Source organism: Pantoea sp. Tr-811, from assembly GCF_011752535.1.
Lineage (GTDB): Bacteria > Pseudomonadota > Gammaproteobacteria > Pseudomonadales > Pseudomonadaceae > Aquipseudomonas.
Window position 1 is genome coordinate 82,664 of the sequence record NZ_VWXJ01000010.1, and the last position, 15,019, is coordinate 97,682.

Annotated in this window: 15 protein-coding genes; 8 read left to right on the top strand and 7 right to left on the bottom strand. The window is 61.9% G+C overall.

All coding sequences use genetic code 11. From position 1 onward, the window contains the following. Positions 1 to 206: 206 nt before the first annotated feature. Both F3J44_RS16485 and F3J44_RS16490 read left to right on the top strand, forming a co-directional pair. Positions 207 to 1,070 (top strand): Tim44 domain-containing protein, encoded by an 864-nt coding sequence (locus F3J44_RS16485; RefSeq protein ID WP_167063583.1) that lies wholly within the window; start codon positions 207 to 209, stop codon positions 1,068 to 1,070. Positions 1,071 to 1,183: 113 nt separating this feature from the next. Further along, the gene (locus F3J44_RS16490; RefSeq protein ID WP_167063586.1) at positions 1,184 to 1,591 is read left to right on the top strand and encodes an SMI1/KNR4 family protein; all 408 of its coding nucleotides are present in this window, start codon (positions 1,184 to 1,186) and stop codon (positions 1,589 to 1,591) included. A gap of 105 nt (positions 1,592 to 1,696) precedes the next feature. Here the strand turns inward: F3J44_RS16490 and F3J44_RS16495 are convergent, their stop codons facing one another. Next, complete coding sequence (locus tag F3J44_RS16495) at positions 1,697 to 3,457, bottom strand: cation:proton antiporter (protein ID WP_167274124.1); 1,761 nt, start codon at positions 3,455 to 3,457, stop codon at positions 1,697 to 1,699. 333 nt (positions 3,458 to 3,790) lie between these two features. On the opposite strand from F3J44_RS16495, the gene F3J44_RS16500 reads away from it, so the two are divergent. Then, complete coding sequence (locus F3J44_RS16500; protein ID WP_167063592.1) at positions 3,791 to 4,279, top strand: acyl-CoA thioesterase; 489 nt, start codon at positions 3,791 to 3,793, stop codon at positions 4,277 to 4,279. Here the strand turns inward: F3J44_RS16500 and pdxY are convergent. Continuing rightward, positions 4,276 to 5,148 carry a pyridoxal kinase PdxY gene (gene pdxY, locus F3J44_RS16505; protein ID WP_167274127.1) on the bottom strand — a complete coding sequence of 291 codons (873 nt, stop codon included), beginning with the start codon at positions 5,146 to 5,148 and terminating at the stop codon, positions 4,276 to 4,278. The two genes, F3J44_RS16500 and pdxY, sit on opposite strands and share 4 nt — an antisense overlap. Before the next feature lie 120 nt (positions 5,149 to 5,268). Here pdxY and F3J44_RS16510 point away from each other — a divergent pair, with 120 nt between their 5' ends. Continuing rightward, positions 5,269 to 5,661, top strand: coding sequence for a DUF3301 domain-containing protein (locus F3J44_RS16510; RefSeq protein WP_167063598.1), 393 nt, complete (start codon positions 5,269 to 5,271; stop codon positions 5,659 to 5,661). A gap of 138 nt (positions 5,662 to 5,799) precedes the next feature. Here the strand turns inward: F3J44_RS16510 and F3J44_RS16515 are convergent, their stop codons facing one another. From F3J44_RS16515 to zigA, 3 genes are read right to left on the bottom strand one after another with little or no spacing between them, the layout of a single operon-like run. Continuing rightward, positions 5,800 to 6,771, bottom strand: a complete 972-nt coding sequence (locus tag F3J44_RS16515) for a GTP-binding protein (RefSeq protein ID WP_167274130.1) — start codon at positions 6,769 to 6,771, stop codon at positions 5,800 to 5,802. Positions 6,772 to 6,810: 39 nt separating this feature from the next. Then, positions 6,811 to 7,437 (bottom strand): DUF1826 domain-containing protein, encoded by a 627-nt coding sequence (locus tag F3J44_RS16520; protein WP_167063604.1) that lies wholly within the window; start codon positions 7,435 to 7,437, stop codon positions 6,811 to 6,813. Further along, the gene (gene zigA / locus F3J44_RS16525; protein ID WP_167274132.1) at positions 7,434 to 8,642 is read right to left on the bottom strand and encodes a zinc metallochaperone GTPase ZigA; all 1,209 of its coding nucleotides are present in this window, start codon (positions 8,640 to 8,642) and stop codon (positions 7,434 to 7,436) included. Before zigA ends, F3J44_RS16520 begins: the two co-directional genes overlap by 4 nt. 111 nt (positions 8,643 to 8,753) lie before the next feature. Here zigA and F3J44_RS16530 point away from each other — a divergent pair, with 111 nt between their 5' ends. After that, on the top strand, positions 8,754 to 9,134 hold the full coding sequence (locus F3J44_RS16530) for a glutamine synthetase (protein WP_167063611.1): 381 nt from the start codon (positions 8,754 to 8,756) through the stop codon (positions 9,132 to 9,134). Positions 9,135 to 9,158: 24 nt separating this feature from the next. Next, the gene (folE2, locus tag F3J44_RS16535; protein WP_167274135.1) at positions 9,159 to 10,046 is read left to right on the top strand and encodes a GTP cyclohydrolase FolE2; all 888 of its coding nucleotides are present in this window, start codon (positions 9,159 to 9,161) and stop codon (positions 10,044 to 10,046) included. A 3-nt stretch (positions 10,047 to 10,049) separates the two neighbouring features. Here the strand turns inward: folE2 and F3J44_RS16540 are convergent, their stop codons facing one another. Beyond that, the gene (locus F3J44_RS16540) at positions 10,050 to 10,577 is read right to left on the bottom strand and encodes a DUF3617 domain-containing protein (RefSeq protein ID WP_167274138.1); all 528 of its coding nucleotides are present in this window, start codon (positions 10,575 to 10,577) and stop codon (positions 10,050 to 10,052) included. Positions 10,578 to 10,707: 130 nt separating this feature from the next. On the opposite strand from F3J44_RS16540, the gene cls reads away from it, so the two are divergent. Beyond that, positions 10,708 to 12,147, top strand: a complete 1,440-nt coding sequence (cls, locus tag F3J44_RS16545; protein WP_167063619.1) for a cardiolipin synthase — start codon at positions 10,708 to 10,710, stop codon at positions 12,145 to 12,147. A 36-nt stretch (positions 12,148 to 12,183) separates the two neighbouring features. Here the strand turns inward: cls and cfaB are convergent, their stop codons facing one another. Beyond that, positions 12,184 to 13,368: a C17 cyclopropane fatty acid synthase CfaB gene (cfaB, locus tag F3J44_RS16550; RefSeq protein ID WP_167063622.1), complete on the bottom strand. Its 1,185-nt coding sequence runs from the start codon at positions 13,366 to 13,368 to the stop codon at positions 12,184 to 12,186. Positions 13,369 to 13,576: 208 nt separating this feature from the next. Here cfaB and lpdA point away from each other — a divergent pair, with 208 nt between their 5' ends. Beyond that, positions 13,577 to 14,977 (top strand): dihydrolipoyl dehydrogenase, encoded by a 1,401-nt coding sequence (lpdA, locus tag F3J44_RS16555; protein ID WP_167063625.1) that lies wholly within the window; start codon positions 13,577 to 13,579, stop codon positions 14,975 to 14,977. The last annotated feature ends 42 nt before the right edge of the window (positions 14,978 to 15,019 follow it).

Consider the following 15,019-nt stretch of genomic DNA (forward strand, 5'->3'; position numbering starts at 1 on the left):
CGATGGGCTGCAAAGCAGCCCTCCATGCTGCAAGCACAACCCGCGATCAGGGGCTGCTGGCGCACCCCATCGCGACATACTGTCGCTCCTACCAGGGGCCAGCGCAGGGTTCAGGCAAAAGCTGGAAACATCTTGTCGCTGGTCATGTGCACAGGAACCTGTGCACCATGACGCGCGTGCAATCCACAACAGGGGAAATCCCATCTATGCAACGTTTTCTTAGCATCGCACTGGCGCTCTGCGTCGGCCTGACGCTGAGCCTGGACGCCAACGCCAAGCGTTTCGGCGGCGGCAAGAGCTCGGGCGCCGCGCCAATCCACCAAACCCGCCAGGCCACGCCAACCACGCCTGCCGCCGCGCCGACCGCACCTGGCCGCGCGCCAGCGGCCGCCAGCGGTGCTTCGCGCTGGCTGGGCCCACTGGCCGGCCTCGCTGCCGGTGGCCTGCTGGCCTCCATGTTCATGGGTGATGGCTTCCAGGGCATGCAGATCATGGACTTCCTGATCATGGGCCTGATCGCCTTCCTGGTGTTCCGCTTCATCGCCGCGCGCCGTCGCCAACAGCAGCCGCAAATGGCCGCTCCAGGCCACGCGCCGTTCCAGCGTGAAGCCCACGGCCAGGCCGCTCAACCGGCCCAGCAGACCATCTTCGGGGGTTCGGCCGCACCTGCCGCCGCAGCCGCACCGGTGATCAATGCCCCGGCCTGGTTCAACGAGCAGAGCTTCCTGGCCGCTGCGCGCAACCACTTCCAGGCGCTGCAGCAGCACTGGGATGCCAACGAAATGGACAAGATTGCCGAATTCGTCACCCCGCAAATGCTTGAATTCCTCAAGCGCGAGCGTGCCGAACTGGGTGATGGCTTCCAGTCCACCTACATCGACAACCTCGATGTGCAGCTGGACGGCGTTGATGATCGCGCCGACCGCACCGACGCCACCCTGACCTTCCGTGGCGTGTCGAAGAACTCGCGCTTCGACCAGGGTGAGGCCTTCAGCGAAAGCTGGCACATGGTTCGCGCCCAGGGCGATAACCAGCCTTGGCTGGTTGCCGGTATCCGTCAGAACGGTTAACCAACGCGCGTTGTCCAAAAAACCCCGGGCCTGTCCCGGGGTTTTGCTTTTGCCAAAGCAGGCTACTAGGGTATAACGCGCAGCGTTGTCATCAAGGTCAGAGGATGTGAACCGTGGAAGAAGTGATCGAACAACTCCGTGAAGCCAATGAGCCAGTGCCCGTGCCACTGGAGCTTCCCGATGAGGACCAGCTGGTTGAAATTGAAGAACAGCTGTTCATCAACATTCCCTTCGTGTTCAAGGAGTTCCTGCTGACTGTCAGTGATGTGGTGTACGGCTCGCTGGAGCCGGTGACCTGCACCGACCCGCAGTCGCACACCTACCTGCCCGATGTGGCCGCCAACGCCTGGGACGCTGGCGTACCGCGCGACCTGATCCCGCTGTGCCAGGATGGCGGCAATTACTATTGCGTCGAGGAAGATGGCACCGTGGTGCTGTGGGACGGCGAAGAAGAAGTAATGAGCGAGGACAGTTGGGAATCGGTGTGGCACTGGGCGCGGGACGTTTGGCTGGAAAGCTGAGTACCGTGCTTGCCCCATCGCGAGCTTTGCTCGCTCCTACCAGGCCGTAGCCTGATCCGGTAGGAGCGAGCAGAGCTCGCGATGCGCCGCACGCGGCGCCCTTCATCAGTGTGAATGATCGCGGTTGTTTTCCAGCGTCTCCAGCAAGGCAATCTGCATCCGCGAATGCACGCGGATAAACCAGCGCCACAGCAGCGCCACCACGCCCGCCGCCACCACCGCGATAATCAGCAACAGTTCGCTGGTGGGCAGAATGCTCGCCGACAACGCCGACAGCAGCAGGAAGATCACCAGCAGCGACAGCAGGGGAATCACCTCGGCCACCACGCGGCGCACACGTTGAGTATGCCGCCCAGCCATTTCCGGCTTCACCCCCATCTCCGCCAGCAGCATCGACAGCGCCTTGAGCTTGCGGTACGCCGCAATCAAAAATGGCAGCGACAGCAGCAACGCCGCGCCCCAGATCACCGCTTTTTGCTGGCTGACATCGGTGATCCACTCATTGAGCCAGGCACCGATACGCCCGGCAAAGTAACCGCCGCTGAAGAAGATGGCGATCACCAGTGCCAGGTTCACCCCCACCTGCAGCAGGATGCGCCGGATCATGGCCGCCAGCATCGCGCTTTCGCCTTGCGGCTGGATGTTGCGCAGCCACTCGCCATACAACGACAACACCCGCCCCAGGCGCCGTGGCATCACGTTGCCGAGTTTCTGCGACAACGGGTCGGCAGCGCGGATCAGGTACGGGGTCAACAACGTGGTGATGGCCGAAACAGCCACGGCGACGGGATAGAGGAAGTCACTGGTGACCTGCAGGGTCATCCCCAGCGCCGCGATGATGAAAGAAAATTCGCCAATCTGTGAAAGGCCCATGCCCACCCGCAGCGATGTGCGGCCATCGTTGCCGGCAATGAAAGCACCCATGCCGCACGACAGCATCTTGCCCAGCACCACCGCCAGGGTGATCACCACGATCGGCCAGGCGTAGTCGACCAACACCTGGGGGTCGATCATCAGGCCAATGGCAACGAAGAAGATGGCGCTGAACAGGTCGCGTACCGGCTCGATCAACCGCTCGATCTTCAGCAACTGGCGCGATTCCGCCATGATCGCGCCAATCAGGAAGGCCCCCAGCACCATGCTGTACTCAAGCTTCACCACCAACAGGCAGAAGCCGAAGCACAGGCCGAGCACGGTGATCAGCAGCATCTCGTTGCTTTCGAACTTGGCCACGTAGGCCAATAGCCGCGGCACCAGCAGGATACCCACCACCAGGGCGACGATCATGAACAGCGAGAGCTTGCCGACCGTCGAGAACACCTCGCCCGAGCTGACCGTGCCGCTGACCGCGATGCCCGAGAGCAGCGCGATGATGCCGATACCGAGGATGTCCTCGACGATCAGCACGCCGAAGATCAGCTGGGCAAAGCGCTCGTTCTTCATTTTCAGGTCGTTCAGCGCCTTGACGATGATGGTGGTCGAGGAAATCGCCAGAATCGCGCCGAGGAACAGCGAGTCCATGGTATTCCAGCCGAACCAGCGGCCGATCTCGAAACCGATCCAGATCATCAGGACGATTTCCAGGAACGCCGCAATGAATGCCGTGGCGCCCACCTTGAACAGCTTGCGCAGGCTGAATTCCAGGCCCAGGCAGAACATCAGGAAGATCACCCCGAGTTCGGCCAGGGTCTTGATCGTGTCTTCGTCGTGAATCAGGCCGAAGGGCGGGGTGTGCGGGCCGATGATGAAGCCTGCGACGATGTAGCCCAGCACCACGGGCTGCTTGAGGCGATGGAAAAGAATCGTCACCACGCCGGCGACCAGCATGATCACTGCCAGGTCCTGGATGAAACTGATGGCATGCATGGCGCGATACTCCTTTTCGACGTTGCGGGATGCCCAGGCAGACCGCTCCTCTGCCAAGGCAAGCCGAGCGAGCAGCGAGTACATACTGTATTAAGTGCAGGAAAGCCCATGTTGCATGGGCGTACTCAGGTTAACATCGCACCCCGCCGCAAAAAGCCGGTGCAATATGCAGAAACAGATCGGCTGATCAGCCGCCTGTGATGACGCAATCGGCGTGACCATGGAACGGCGGCCAACGTCCCGTAAACCAGGAAGGCAAACCTTCAAAGAGGGGAAACAGAAGTGTCTGCAGATACCCGCCCCGATTCAGCGCAACCAAACCGTGAGCACACTATGGAACCTGGAAACGCCCAGCTGAGCATGACCGTCCTGATGACCCCGGACATGGCCAACTTCTCTGGCAACGTACATGGCGGCACCTTGCTCAAGTACCTGGACGAAGTGGCCTATGCCTGCGCCAGCCGCTATGCCGGCAGTTACGTGGTAACCCTGTCGGTCGACCAGGTGATCTTCCGCGAGCCGGTGCACGTTGGCGAACTGGTGACCTTCCTGGCGTCGGTCAACTACACCGGCAACACCTCCATGGAGGTGGGTATCAAGGTGGTGACCGAAAACATCCGCGAGCGCTCGGTGCGCCATTCCAACAGCTGCTTCTTCACCATGGTCGCCGTCGATGACAACCGCCGCCCGGTACCGGTGCCGCCGCGCCAGCCGCAATCGAGCGAAGAGAAGCGCCGCTTCCTGCAAGGCCAGCAGCGCCGCCAGATTCGCCAGGAACTGGAAAAGCGCTACCAGGACCTGAAAGCCGACGAAGCGGTTTAACCCGCCAGGCGCTGCGCCTCGAAGCGCACGCGCGGGTGGGCGATGCGATCCTGGGCCCGCACCAGCTGCAACTCGTAGCTGGTGCAGGCCTGGGTTTCCAGCAGCACTTCATGCACAGCTGCAGCCGTGAACTCGAATGCCTGCAGCCAGCTGTCGCCCAGCAGCACGCGGGCCAGGAACAGCCCCGAGGTGAGGTCGCCCACGCCCACGGGCTGGCGCGGGAAGGCCAGCAACGGGCGGCGCAGGTGCCAGCTCTGGTCCGCGGTGACCAGCAGCATTTCGAAGGTGTTCTCGTCGCGCCCTGGGTAGGCCAGGTGCTTGACCAGCACCACCTGCGGGCCACGCGCCAGCAAGCTGCGGGCCATGCCGACGCAATCATCCAGCGACTGCGCGCGGCGGCCGCAGAAACTGTCCAGCTCCAGCTGGTTGGGGCACAGGATGTCAGCCTTGGCCACGGCCTGCTCAAGCAGGAACTCGCTGACCTCCTGAGGCACGATGCAGCCTTTCTCGGCGTGCCCCATCACCGGGTCGCACAGGTACAGCGCCTTGGGGTTCACCGCCTTGATTCGCTCGACCCCCGCAAGGATCGCCCGGCCCTGCTCGGCACTGCCCAGGTAGCCGGAGAGCACGGCATCGCAGTGGCCCAGCTCACCGATATTGGAAATGCCTTCCACCAACGCAGGAATTTGCGCAGGCGCGAGCACATCGCCCGCCCACTGGCCATACTGAGTGTGATTGGAGAACTGCACGGTGTTGAGTGGCCAGACATTGACCCCGATACGCTGCATGGGAAACACCGCGGCGCTGTTGCCGGCGTGGCCGAAGACCACGTGGGACTGAATGGCGAGCAGGTGCGGGGTACGTTTCATACAGGCGTTTTCCAAAACGGTTTCAAGGATTGTGCGTCGCGCAGTATGAACTCGATTGCCACCTGTACGACAGACCAGGGACGCAGTTAAGCTGATTCCATCTGTTTGGAGCATACGCAAATGTTGACCCTGGAGAATCTCTTCGTCCTGATGGTATTGGGCACGGCAGGCGCCTGGTTATGGCATAACCACGGGCTGCGCGAGAAGGCCCTTGAGCGGGTCAAACAGCACTGCGCCAAACTGGACCTGGAACTGCTCGACGACGCGGTGGCGCTCAAGCGCATCGGTTTCATCCGCGATGCCAATGGCCGCAAGCGCCTGGCCCGTGTGTATGGGTTCGAGTTCACGGTCACCGGGGAGCAACGCCACCCCGGCACCGTGACCCAGTTCGGCGCCCATAGCATGCAGATCGAGCTGGCGCCCTACCCGTTCGAGATCAAGACCCCGCCCCGTGCCGACAATGTGATCGAGATGCAACAGTGGCGGCAGGAACACAACCGCTGGCGGAACTGAAACCGTGCGGGCTGCGGTGCGGCCCATCGCGAGCTCTGCTCGCTCCTACCAGCCCTGCGCAACACCCCGTAGGAGCGAGCGCAGCTCGCGATCACCGGCAAGGCCGGTGCCATACAACCCCGAGCAGTTTTCAGGCGCTCAGGGGGTCAGGCACTCAGCCAACCCTTCCATCAACGCTTGCTGCGGCTGCGCTTGCCCGAAAATCAGCTCGACCCGCGAGTCCTTGCGCCAGTCACTTGGCTGCCACAGCCCCAACTCCCCTCTCAAGCCGTTGAATGACTGCCAACCTTCGCTGCTGTGGATAACTCCCTTGGCACGCGCCCATGGCCACGCCTTGAGAAATGCCAGCAAGCGCTGTGGATCAAATTGCCGACTGGGGTGCCAGCGCCAGCCGATGCTCCAACCCCCCTCACCCTCTCCCACTGAACACATCGCCTGGGATGGATCTATCCACAGGGCCTCAGGCGCTGTGGATAGCCTTTCCTCTAACCATTTATTCACAGAAACGTCATCAAACTGACTTGTGGATGAAACTGGCAGCGATTCGAGATCGACCAAGCCCTGCCGGGCCAAAACCCTGTGGATAGATGAAAACTTGTTATTTATCAACAACTTAATATCTTCGTCCACAGCGTCGGCTTTATTCAGCACAAGCAACGCTGCAGCGTCCAGGGCTTGCTGTTGAGAGGCCGGCAATGGCTCGCCTCTGGCCAGCGCCTGGGCGTCGAGTACCATCACCAAAGGCTGGACCGCCAGCACCCCGATCCACGGCGCAGCCCGCAGTTGGTTCAGTAGCTGCAAAGGGTGGCCCAACCCGGAAGGCTCGATGAACAACCGGTCGGGGCGCGCCTTGCGCAGCAGCCGCCCCAACCCGACCTGGAAGGGCGTGCCGTTGACGCAGCACAGGCAGCCCCCCGCCACTTCAGCGATGGCGATGCCGTCCTCGTCGCGGCTGAGCAGTGCCGCGTCCAGGCCAACCTGGCCGAATTCATTGACCAATACGGCCCAACGTTCACCAGCCGGGCGCTGTGCCATCAACTGCTGGATCAAGCTGGTCTTGCCCGCGCCCAGGGGGCCGGCGATGACATGGGTGGGGATGTTCTGCAGCATGCAAGCATTACCAGGCGAATTTCCCCTCACTATGCCCCGTCAGGCCAACCAGTCAAGGCTGAGCAGCAGGCGCCTCCGGTCACCGGGTGGCGAGCGGTGGATAAGTCCCGCGCCCTCGTTGCCCAGCCATTTTTCACCCTTGAGCACCGCCACGTCGCCGGCCTGCAAGGTGCGAATGTTATCCACAGGCGCTGGCGCAAGGTGCAAGCCCACCCGCTCTATCGCGCCTTCCTCAAGCCACTCGCTACCAGGGCCGGCGTACGTGGTCAGCAAGCGCAGCGGCACGTTATCCACATGGAAACGCGGGCACATGGCGCCTTGCAGTACCCGCAGGCGCAGGCCGACCCGGCGTGCGCCAAGCAGGCAGGTGTAGGCCGAGATCAACCATTTCACATCTGCGACGAAGCTCTCGTAGCCGTGCAGATCCGCAGCCTCGGCCAGCAACCCCGGCAGCAAAGGCGGCTCGTGCTCATTCACATCCAGCACGCGCTGGTCGGCCAATGTCTGGCCGAGGCTGATCGCCAGCGTGGCGAAGTCCTCCAGCTGGGCCGGCAGGCGGCGCTCCCACACGGCCAAGTTGACGCCATCCTGGAAAATTTCGGTCAGCGTTCTAGGTGAGTCGCCATGCACCTGGCGGATATCCACAGGCTGTAACGCGAAGTTCATGCTGCCTCCTCTGCATGCCAAGGGCCGAACGGATCGTCCAACCGCAGCCAGGCCATGGGGCCCATTTCCATTTCCTCATCGGTGAGCAAGCAACGGTCGAGCGCTGTGGATAACTTCACGAAGTCGATGTTCTGCCCAATGAATACCAGCTCCTGGCGGCAATCGCCGGTTTCCGCGCTCCAGTGCTTGAGGATGTCGGCTTTGCTTTGCTTGTCCTCAGGCCAGTGGTCATGTGGCACGAACCGCCACCAACGCCCGGCCAGGCCATGGCGCATCATGCCGCCGGCCTGGGACCAGCTGCCGGCCTCCTGGAACTTGCTGGCCAGCCAGAAGAAGCCCTTGGAGCGCAGCAACCTGCCATTGCTCCAGGTGTTGTGGACAAAGTCGAAAAAGCGCTGGGGGTGCAGGGGCCGGCGTGCTGTCCAGGTGGTGGCCGCGATGCCGTACTCCTCGGTTTCGGGAATGTGCTCGCCACGCAGTTCCTTGAGCCAACCCGGCGCCTGGGATGCCTGGTCGAAGTCGAACAGGCCGGTGTCCAGAATCCGCGCCAGCGGCACCTGGCCCATGACCATCGGCACGATCTGCGCACGGGCATTGAGGCTGCGCAGAATGGCGGTCAGCTCCTCGCGCTCGTGCTGGCTGATCAGGTCGATCTTGCTCAGCAGCAGCACGTCAGCGAACTCGACCTGTTCGATCAGCAGGTCGCTGATCGACCGCTCGTCTTCCTCGCCCAAGGTTTCGCCTCGGCTGGCGAGGCTGTCGGCAGCCTGATAATCGCGCAGGAAGTTCAGCCCATCGACTACCGTAACCATGGTGTCCAGGCGCGCCATATCGGACAGGCTACGCCCCTGCTCGTCGCGGAAGGTGAACGTCTCGGCCACCGGCAGCGGTTCTGAGATACCGGTGGACTCGATCAACAGGTAATCGAAACGGCCTTCCTCAGCCAGGCGGGCAACTTCTTCCAGCAGGTCTTCACGCAGGGTGCAGCAGATGCAGCCGTTGCTCATCTCCACCAGTTTTTCCTCGGCGCGGTTCAGGCTGACATTGCGTTGCACCTCGCTGGCGTCGATATTGATTTCACTCATGTCATTGACGATCACGGCTACCCGAAGGTTGTCGCGATTACGCAGTACATGGTTGAGCAAGGTGCTCTTGCCGGCGCCGAGGAAGCCGGACAGCACAGTGACGGGTAAACGGTTGGACATGGCGAAATCTCTTCAGGCGAGCGCATTCGAAACGATGCATTGCATAATGTTATAAAGTAACAATACAATTTCGCCAAGTCGTACTCGTCGGATGAGTACCCGGAGATTGAAATGAACCTGTTCCGCGCTGCCTTGTGTTTGACGCTCGTCGCGCCCGCATCCGTGCTCGCCATGCCCCAGGCCAGCACGCTGGCGCTGTGTACGCGCAGTGCAACACTGCTGGCCTGCCAGGATCGCCATGGCAGCTACTACAGCGTGCGCACCGAAGGCAGCCATTTCTACTTGCGTGGTTTCGACAGTGCTACCCGCCGCCTGTGGGCGCAAACCAACAGCCGCTATGGCTCGCTGACCTTCTTCACCGGCCTGGCCAGCGATGGTGAAGCCTGGGTGGGATATAGCCGCCGCGTTGGCTGGACCACGCTGAACCGCGTATCCAGTTCCAGTGGCCAACGTTTCAACCTGCACTGCAGCCTGCTTGGCGGCTGCCGCTGACGCTTCCCTGACCTGGTATTTCTGATGACTAGCCTGCTGCTCCCCGACATCGCCGCCCAGTCCCAACAACACGCCACGCCCCTGAACTGGGTTGGTATGTGCGGCATCGCCTTGCCTGTACCAATGGATGGGCGCAATGTAGCGGCGATGGCCGATGCCGGCGTCAGCCTGGTGGATGGCAGCGCGCGCGGCATTCACATGTCTCGCCTGTACCTGGCACTAGAGTCGCTGGAACATCAGCCACTGAGCCCAATGGCCATTCGCAACCTGCTGGCGACCTTTCTCGCCAGCCACGAAGGGCTTTCTTCGGCTGCGTACCTGCGCCTTTCCTTCCAGCACTTGCTGAAGCGACCTGCCCTGATCAGCCCCCTGGCCGGCTGGAAAAGCTACGCGGTAACGGTAGATGCCAAGCTAGAAAATGAAATGTTCCACGTGGAACTATCGGTAAGCGTGCCCTATTCGTCGACCTGCCCATGCTCTGCCGCGCTGGCCCGGCAGTTGATTCAGCAGCAGTTCCTGGCAGATTTCACAACGCCTACGCTGGACCGTAGCCAAGTACTCGATTGGTTGGGCAGTAGCCAAGGCATCGTGGCAACGCCCCATAGCCAACGCAGCCAGGCAGCGGTGCAGGTGCGCTTGCGCTCGGATGAACAGGGGCTGCCAGTCACTGGCTTGATCGACACCATTGAGGCCAGCCTGGGCACTGCCGTGCAAACCGCCGTGAAACGTGCAGACGAACAAGCCTTCGCCTTGGCCAACGGGCAGAACCTGATGTTCTGTGAAGACGCCGCGCGACGCCTGCATCAGTCGCTGCGACAGCTTGAATGGGCCACGGCCTTCAACCTGCGCGTGGAACATGCAGAGAGCCTGCATGCCCACGATGCGGTCGCCAGCAGCCAGTGGCAGTGGTGAGGCTTAGGTTCGAGGTTTGACGGTCCCACAGTCGCTGCCCAGCCATACCGCGCGAGTGTTCATGCTGCCTTGCTGCTGAACACCGGAGGCATTGACCGTGCCGTTGACCTGGGTAGTGAACTCCTTGTCGCTGAGAAAGGTCGCTTGGCCGGTGCCTTGGGCTTTCGGGCAGCTGAACTGGAACTTCCAGACATTGCCCGTGCGGTCGGTAATTTTCTGCGTGCAACCCGACTTCGGGTCCTGCAGCGGGATGTCGTTGGTTTTCACCTGCTCCGGCGTCAGGCATGAACGAACGCCATTGCCACCGATGGACACGCCCTGGTTGGCCAAGGCGCCTTCCATCATCGCCCGCTGCTCGGGCGGCAGATTCTTCAATTGCCCTAGGATGAACTGCATGTCCGGCAGCGACTTGCCGTCGACCTGCATGTTGCTGGTGGTCAGTTCCCACAACCCAGGTTGCAACATCTGCGCATGCACCAGCGGGCTGCCCAGGCCAAGGGCCAAAGCCAACAGTGGCAGACGAATCTTCATGAACGAACGCTCCTCGAAAAAACCGGCCACAGGCCGGGTTGTGCCTTAGACGCCAAATCCGCTTTCAGGTTGCAAGGCGGGCCTGGAACGTGTTCTGTTATCCGCTGTGTACTCGGCAAGCAGGATGCGTATGGATTACCACAGCCCCTACTTCTTCGGCTACGTGCTCGGCTTCATTCACTTGCTTGGCATCATCGCTGCGCTGCATGCGGTGTTCACCGTGCGCACCGCCCAGGGCGCAATCGCCTGGGCCATGTCGCTGTTTTTCATTCCGTACTTCACCCTCATTCCCTACCTGATCTTCGGCGCTCGCTCGTTCTACGCCTATATCCAGGCGCGTCGCCAGGCCAACCAGGAAATGCACGTGGCCATGGCCAACCTCAACTGGCGGCCCTGGGTGGAGGAAGCGCTGGCTGCGCGCCAATCACAAAGCTATGTGGCCCTGCGCGCCATGCCCAAGCTCAGCCGCATGCCCTGCCTGGCCAACAACCAAGTGAAGCTGCTGGTTAACGGCAAGGCCACCTTCGATGCGATTTTCGCCGCAATCGAGCAGGCGCGCGAAGCGGTGCTGGTGCAGTTTTTCATCATTCATGACGACACCCTGGGCAAGGCATTGCAGCAGTTGCTGCTGCGCAAAGCAGCCGAGGGTGTGAAGGTGTTCGTGCTGTATGACCGGGTTGGCAGCCATGCCTTGCCCGCCAGCTACAGCCAGGCGTTGCGCGACGGTGGCGTGCAGGTTCATGCCTTCGCCACTCGCCGCGGCTGGTTCAACCGCTTCCAGGTCAACTTCCGCAACCACCGGAAGATCGTCGTGGTCGACGGCCTGGTGGGCTTCATTGGTGGGCACAATGTGGGCGACGAATACCTTGGCCAGCGCCCGCCCCTGGCCCCCTGGCGCGATACCCATGTGCAGATTGGCGGCCCGGTACTGGCTTGCCTGCAGGAGTCGTTCGCCGAAGACTGGTACTGGGCCACACGCCAACTGCCGCCGCTGATTCTGCCGGACACCTATGCCGACGACGGGGTGCTCTGCCAAGCCTTGGCAAGCGGCCCGGCCGACCCACAGGAAACCTGCTCGCTGTTCTTCCTGGAAGCCATCCACTCAGCCAACCATCGCGTCTGGATCACCAGCCCGTACTTCATTCCCGATGAGGCCATCTTCGCGGCCCTGCGCCTGGCCGTATTGCGCGGGGTGGATGTGCGGGTGCTGATCCCGTCCCGCCCGGACCACAGGATCGTCTATGCGGCCTCCAGCCTGTTCGCCTTCGAGGCAGTGCGTGCGGGGGTGAGGATGTTCCGCTACCAGCCTGGGTTCCTGCACCAGAAAGTGGTGCTGGTGGATGACGAGGTCAGCGCCATCGGCAGTGCCAACCTGGACAACCGCTCGTTCCGCCTGAACTTCGAAATCACCCTGCTGACCGTCGACAAGCTGTTTGCCGACCAGGTCGAGGCCATGTTGCTGGAAGACTTCGAACAGGCCCGGGAGATCACGGCAGAAGACAGCCGCGACACCCATCGCATTCAACAACTGGGGATGCGCATTGCGCGCCTGATCTCCCCCATCCTGTAAATGAAGAAGGGGCCGCAAGTGCGGCCCCTTCTTTATTCAACGGTAGATATCTTCCCGTGTCCACGGCAAGTCATGGTGCCCATCGGCATAGGGTTTCACCGCCAGGATCTGGTGCAGGTTGATCCAGCCCTTCTGGAACGCATAGGCACAACCTGCCAGGTACAGACGCCAGATGCGCAAGGTTTTTTCCGGCACCAGCGCCGCCGCCTTGTGCAATTGGTTCTCCAGGTTCTCGCTCCAGTGGTGCAGGGTTTTGGCATAGTGCAGGCGCAAGCTCTCCACGTCCACCACCTCCAGCCCGGCTTCACAGATGCTCGCGCTGATCATCGACAGGTGCGGCAGCTCCCCGTTGGGGAACACATAACGGTCGATGAAGTCCCCTGCCCCCCGCCCGACCGGGCGGCCGTCGGTGTGCTTGGCAGTGATGCCATGGTTCATCACCAAGCCACCCTCACGCACGGCGCCAAACAACTTCTGGCAATACAACGGCAGGTTGGCATGGCCGACATGCTCGAACATGCCCACGCTGACCACCTTGTCGAAGCGTCCATCCTGGGGCAGGTCACGGTAATCGAGAATCTGCAGGTCGACCCGGTCGGCCAGCCCCTCTGCCTTGACCCGCTGGCGCCCAAGCTTCAACTGCTCCTTGCTCAGGGTGATACCGAACACCTTGGCGCCGTATTCGCGAGCGGCGAAACGGGACAAGCCGCCCCAGCCACAGCCCACGTCCAGCAGGTAGTCGTCGGCATCCAGGCGCAGCTTGCGGCACAGGTGGTCGAACTTGTCCTGCTGGGCCTGATCCAGGGTGTTGTCCGGCTCGCGGAAGTAGGCGCAGGAATAGGCCATGTCCTGGTCCAGCCACAGTTGGTAGAACGCATTGGAAACATCGTAGTGGTAGGAAATGGATTCGGCGTCGGTGCTTTTGTCGTGGGCCACGCGCAACGGCACGGCATCAACGTAGCCGGCCAGCAGCGCCTCGCTCAGCTCGTCGCACACGCGGATCGCTTCGCCAATGTCGCCTTCAAGCTCCAGCTTGCCCTCCACGAATGCGCTACCCAGCTGGTCCATGCTCGGGTGGGTCAGCTGGGTAATCAGCTGCGGGTCCTTGACCAGGATGGTGACCTGCGGGCTTGGGCCTAGATCGAACTGGTTGCCGTCCCACAGTTTGAACCGCAGCGGCAGGTGCAAGCTCTGCAGTGCCGGTGGAAGTTGTGCAAGCATGAACACCCCTCCTTTCCTTATATGACGACGACGCCTGATATTTCGAACGTCGCCGGAACAGAGTAGTTCATTCGTGGGATGTTTCCTCTAAACGCGACCAAGGTCTAGAACCAACTGATCTGAGCAGAACAACGGATTGTATACAATCAGGCCGTCTCAGCTTAACCTTGTGCCCCTCTCGCGCTTCTTCATCTGGAGTACAACACCCATGAAATCCTATGACGTGGTGATCATCGGCGGTGGCCCTGGCGGCTACAATGCGGCGATCCGCGCCGGTCAGCTGGGCCTGAGCGTCGCTTGTGTGGAAGGCCGTTCGACCCTGGGCGGCACATGCCTGAACGTCGGCTGCATGCCGTCCAAGGCCCTGCTGCACGCCTCCGAACTCTACGAAGCTGCCAGCGGCAGCGAGTTCGCCCACCTGGGCATCGAAGTCAAGCCAACCCTCAACCTCGCCCAGATGATGAAGCAGAAGGACGAGAGCGTAACCGGCCTGACCAAAGGCATCGAATACCTGTTCCGCAAGAACAAGGTCGACTGGATCAAAGGCTGGGGCCGCCTGGATGGCGTCGGCAAGGTCATCGTCAAAGCCGAGGACGGCAGTGAAACGCCGCTGCAGGCCAAGGACATCGTCATTGCCACCGGCTCCGAGCCCACCCCCCTGCCCGGTGTCACCATTGACAACCAGCGCATCATCGATTCCACCGGTGCCCTCGCCCTGCCCCAGGTGCCCAAGCACCTGGTGGTGATCGGTGCTGGCGTCATCGGCCTGGAGCTGGGGTCGGTGTGGCGCCGCCTGGGTGCCCAGGTCACGGTCATCGAGTACCTCGACCGGATCTGCCCCGGCACCGACGAGGAAACCGCCAAGACCCTGCAGAAGGCCCTGGCCAAGCAAGGCATGGCCTTCAAGCTCGGCAGCAAGGTGACCCAGGCCAGCCCATCGGCCGATGGCGTCAGCCTGACCCTCGAACCTGCAGCAGGCGGCGCCGCCGAAACCTTGCAGGCCGACTACGTGCTGGTTGCCATTGGCCGACGCCCTTATACCCAGGGCCTGAACCTGGAAAGCGTGGGCCTTGAAACCGACAAGCGCGGCATGCTCAGCAACCAGCAGCATCGCACGTCGGTGCCGGGCATCTGGGTCATCGGTGATGTCACCTCCGGCCCGATGCTGGCGCACAAGGCCGAAGACGAGGCAGTGGCATGCATCGAACGCATCGCCGGCAAGCCCCACGAGGTCAACTACAACCTGATCCCAGGGGTGATCTACACCCGCCCCGAACTGGCCACCGTCGGCAAGACCGAGGAACAGCTCAAGGCCGAAGGCCGAGCCTACAAGGTCGGCAAGTTCCCCTTCACCGCCAACAGCCGGGCCAAGATCAACCACGAAACCGAAGGCTTCGCCAAAGTCATCGCCGACGCCGATACCGACGAAGTGCTGGGCGTGCACCTGGTTGGCCCAAGCGTCAGCGAGATGATCGGTGAGTTCTGCGTGGCCATGGAGTTCGCCGCCTCGGCCGAAGACATCGCGCTGATCTGCCACCCGCACCCGACCCGCTCCGAGGCCCTGCGCCAGGCAGCCATGAACGTGCACGGGATGGCCATGCAGATCTGACCCTGCTGGCTCCGCCGGTTTTTTCGAAATACCATTGATGCA

Coding starts and splice junctions, on each gene's coding strand:
- cls (WP_167063619.1), top strand. CDS start 10,708: ATGGATTACCACAGCCCCTACTTCTTCGGCTACGTGCTCGGCTTCATT.
- F3J44_RS16515 (WP_167274130.1), bottom strand. CDS start 6,771: ATGCTGCAGAACATCCCCACCCATGTCATCGCCGGCCCCCTGGGCGCG.
- cfaB (WP_167063622.1), bottom strand. CDS start 13,368: ATGCTTGCACAACTTCCACCGGCACTGCAGAGCTTGCACCTGCCGCTG.
- F3J44_RS16485 (WP_167063583.1), top strand. CDS start 207: ATGCAACGTTTTCTTAGCATCGCACTGGCGCTCTGCGTCGGCCTGACG.
- F3J44_RS16540 (WP_167274138.1), bottom strand. CDS start 10,577: ATGAAGATTCGTCTGCCACTGTTGGCTTTGGCCCTTGGCCTGGGCAGC.
- pdxY (WP_167274127.1), bottom strand. CDS start 5,148: ATGAAACGTACCCCGCACCTGCTCGCCATTCAGTCCCACGTGGTCTTC.
- F3J44_RS16495 (WP_167274124.1), bottom strand. CDS start 3,457: ATGCATGCCATCAGTTTCATCCAGGACCTGGCAGTGATCATGCTGGTC.
- F3J44_RS16510 (WP_167063598.1), top strand. CDS start 5,269: ATGTTGACCCTGGAGAATCTCTTCGTCCTGATGGTATTGGGCACGGCA.
- lpdA (WP_167063625.1), top strand. CDS start 13,577: ATGAAATCCTATGACGTGGTGATCATCGGCGGTGGCCCTGGCGGCTAC.
- zigA (WP_167274132.1), bottom strand. CDS start 8,642: ATGTCCAACCGTTTACCCGTCACTGTGCTGTCCGGCTTCCTCGGCGCC.
- folE2 (WP_167274135.1), top strand. CDS start 9,159: ATGACTAGCCTGCTGCTCCCCGACATCGCCGCCCAGTCCCAACAACAC.
- F3J44_RS16520 (WP_167063604.1), bottom strand. CDS start 7,437: ATGAACTTCGCGTTACAGCCTGTGGATATCCGCCAGGTGCATGGCGAC.
- F3J44_RS16500 (WP_167063592.1), top strand. CDS start 3,791: ATGGAACCTGGAAACGCCCAGCTGAGCATGACCGTCCTGATGACCCCG.
- F3J44_RS16530 (WP_167063611.1), top strand. CDS start 8,754: ATGAACCTGTTCCGCGCTGCCTTGTGTTTGACGCTCGTCGCGCCCGCA.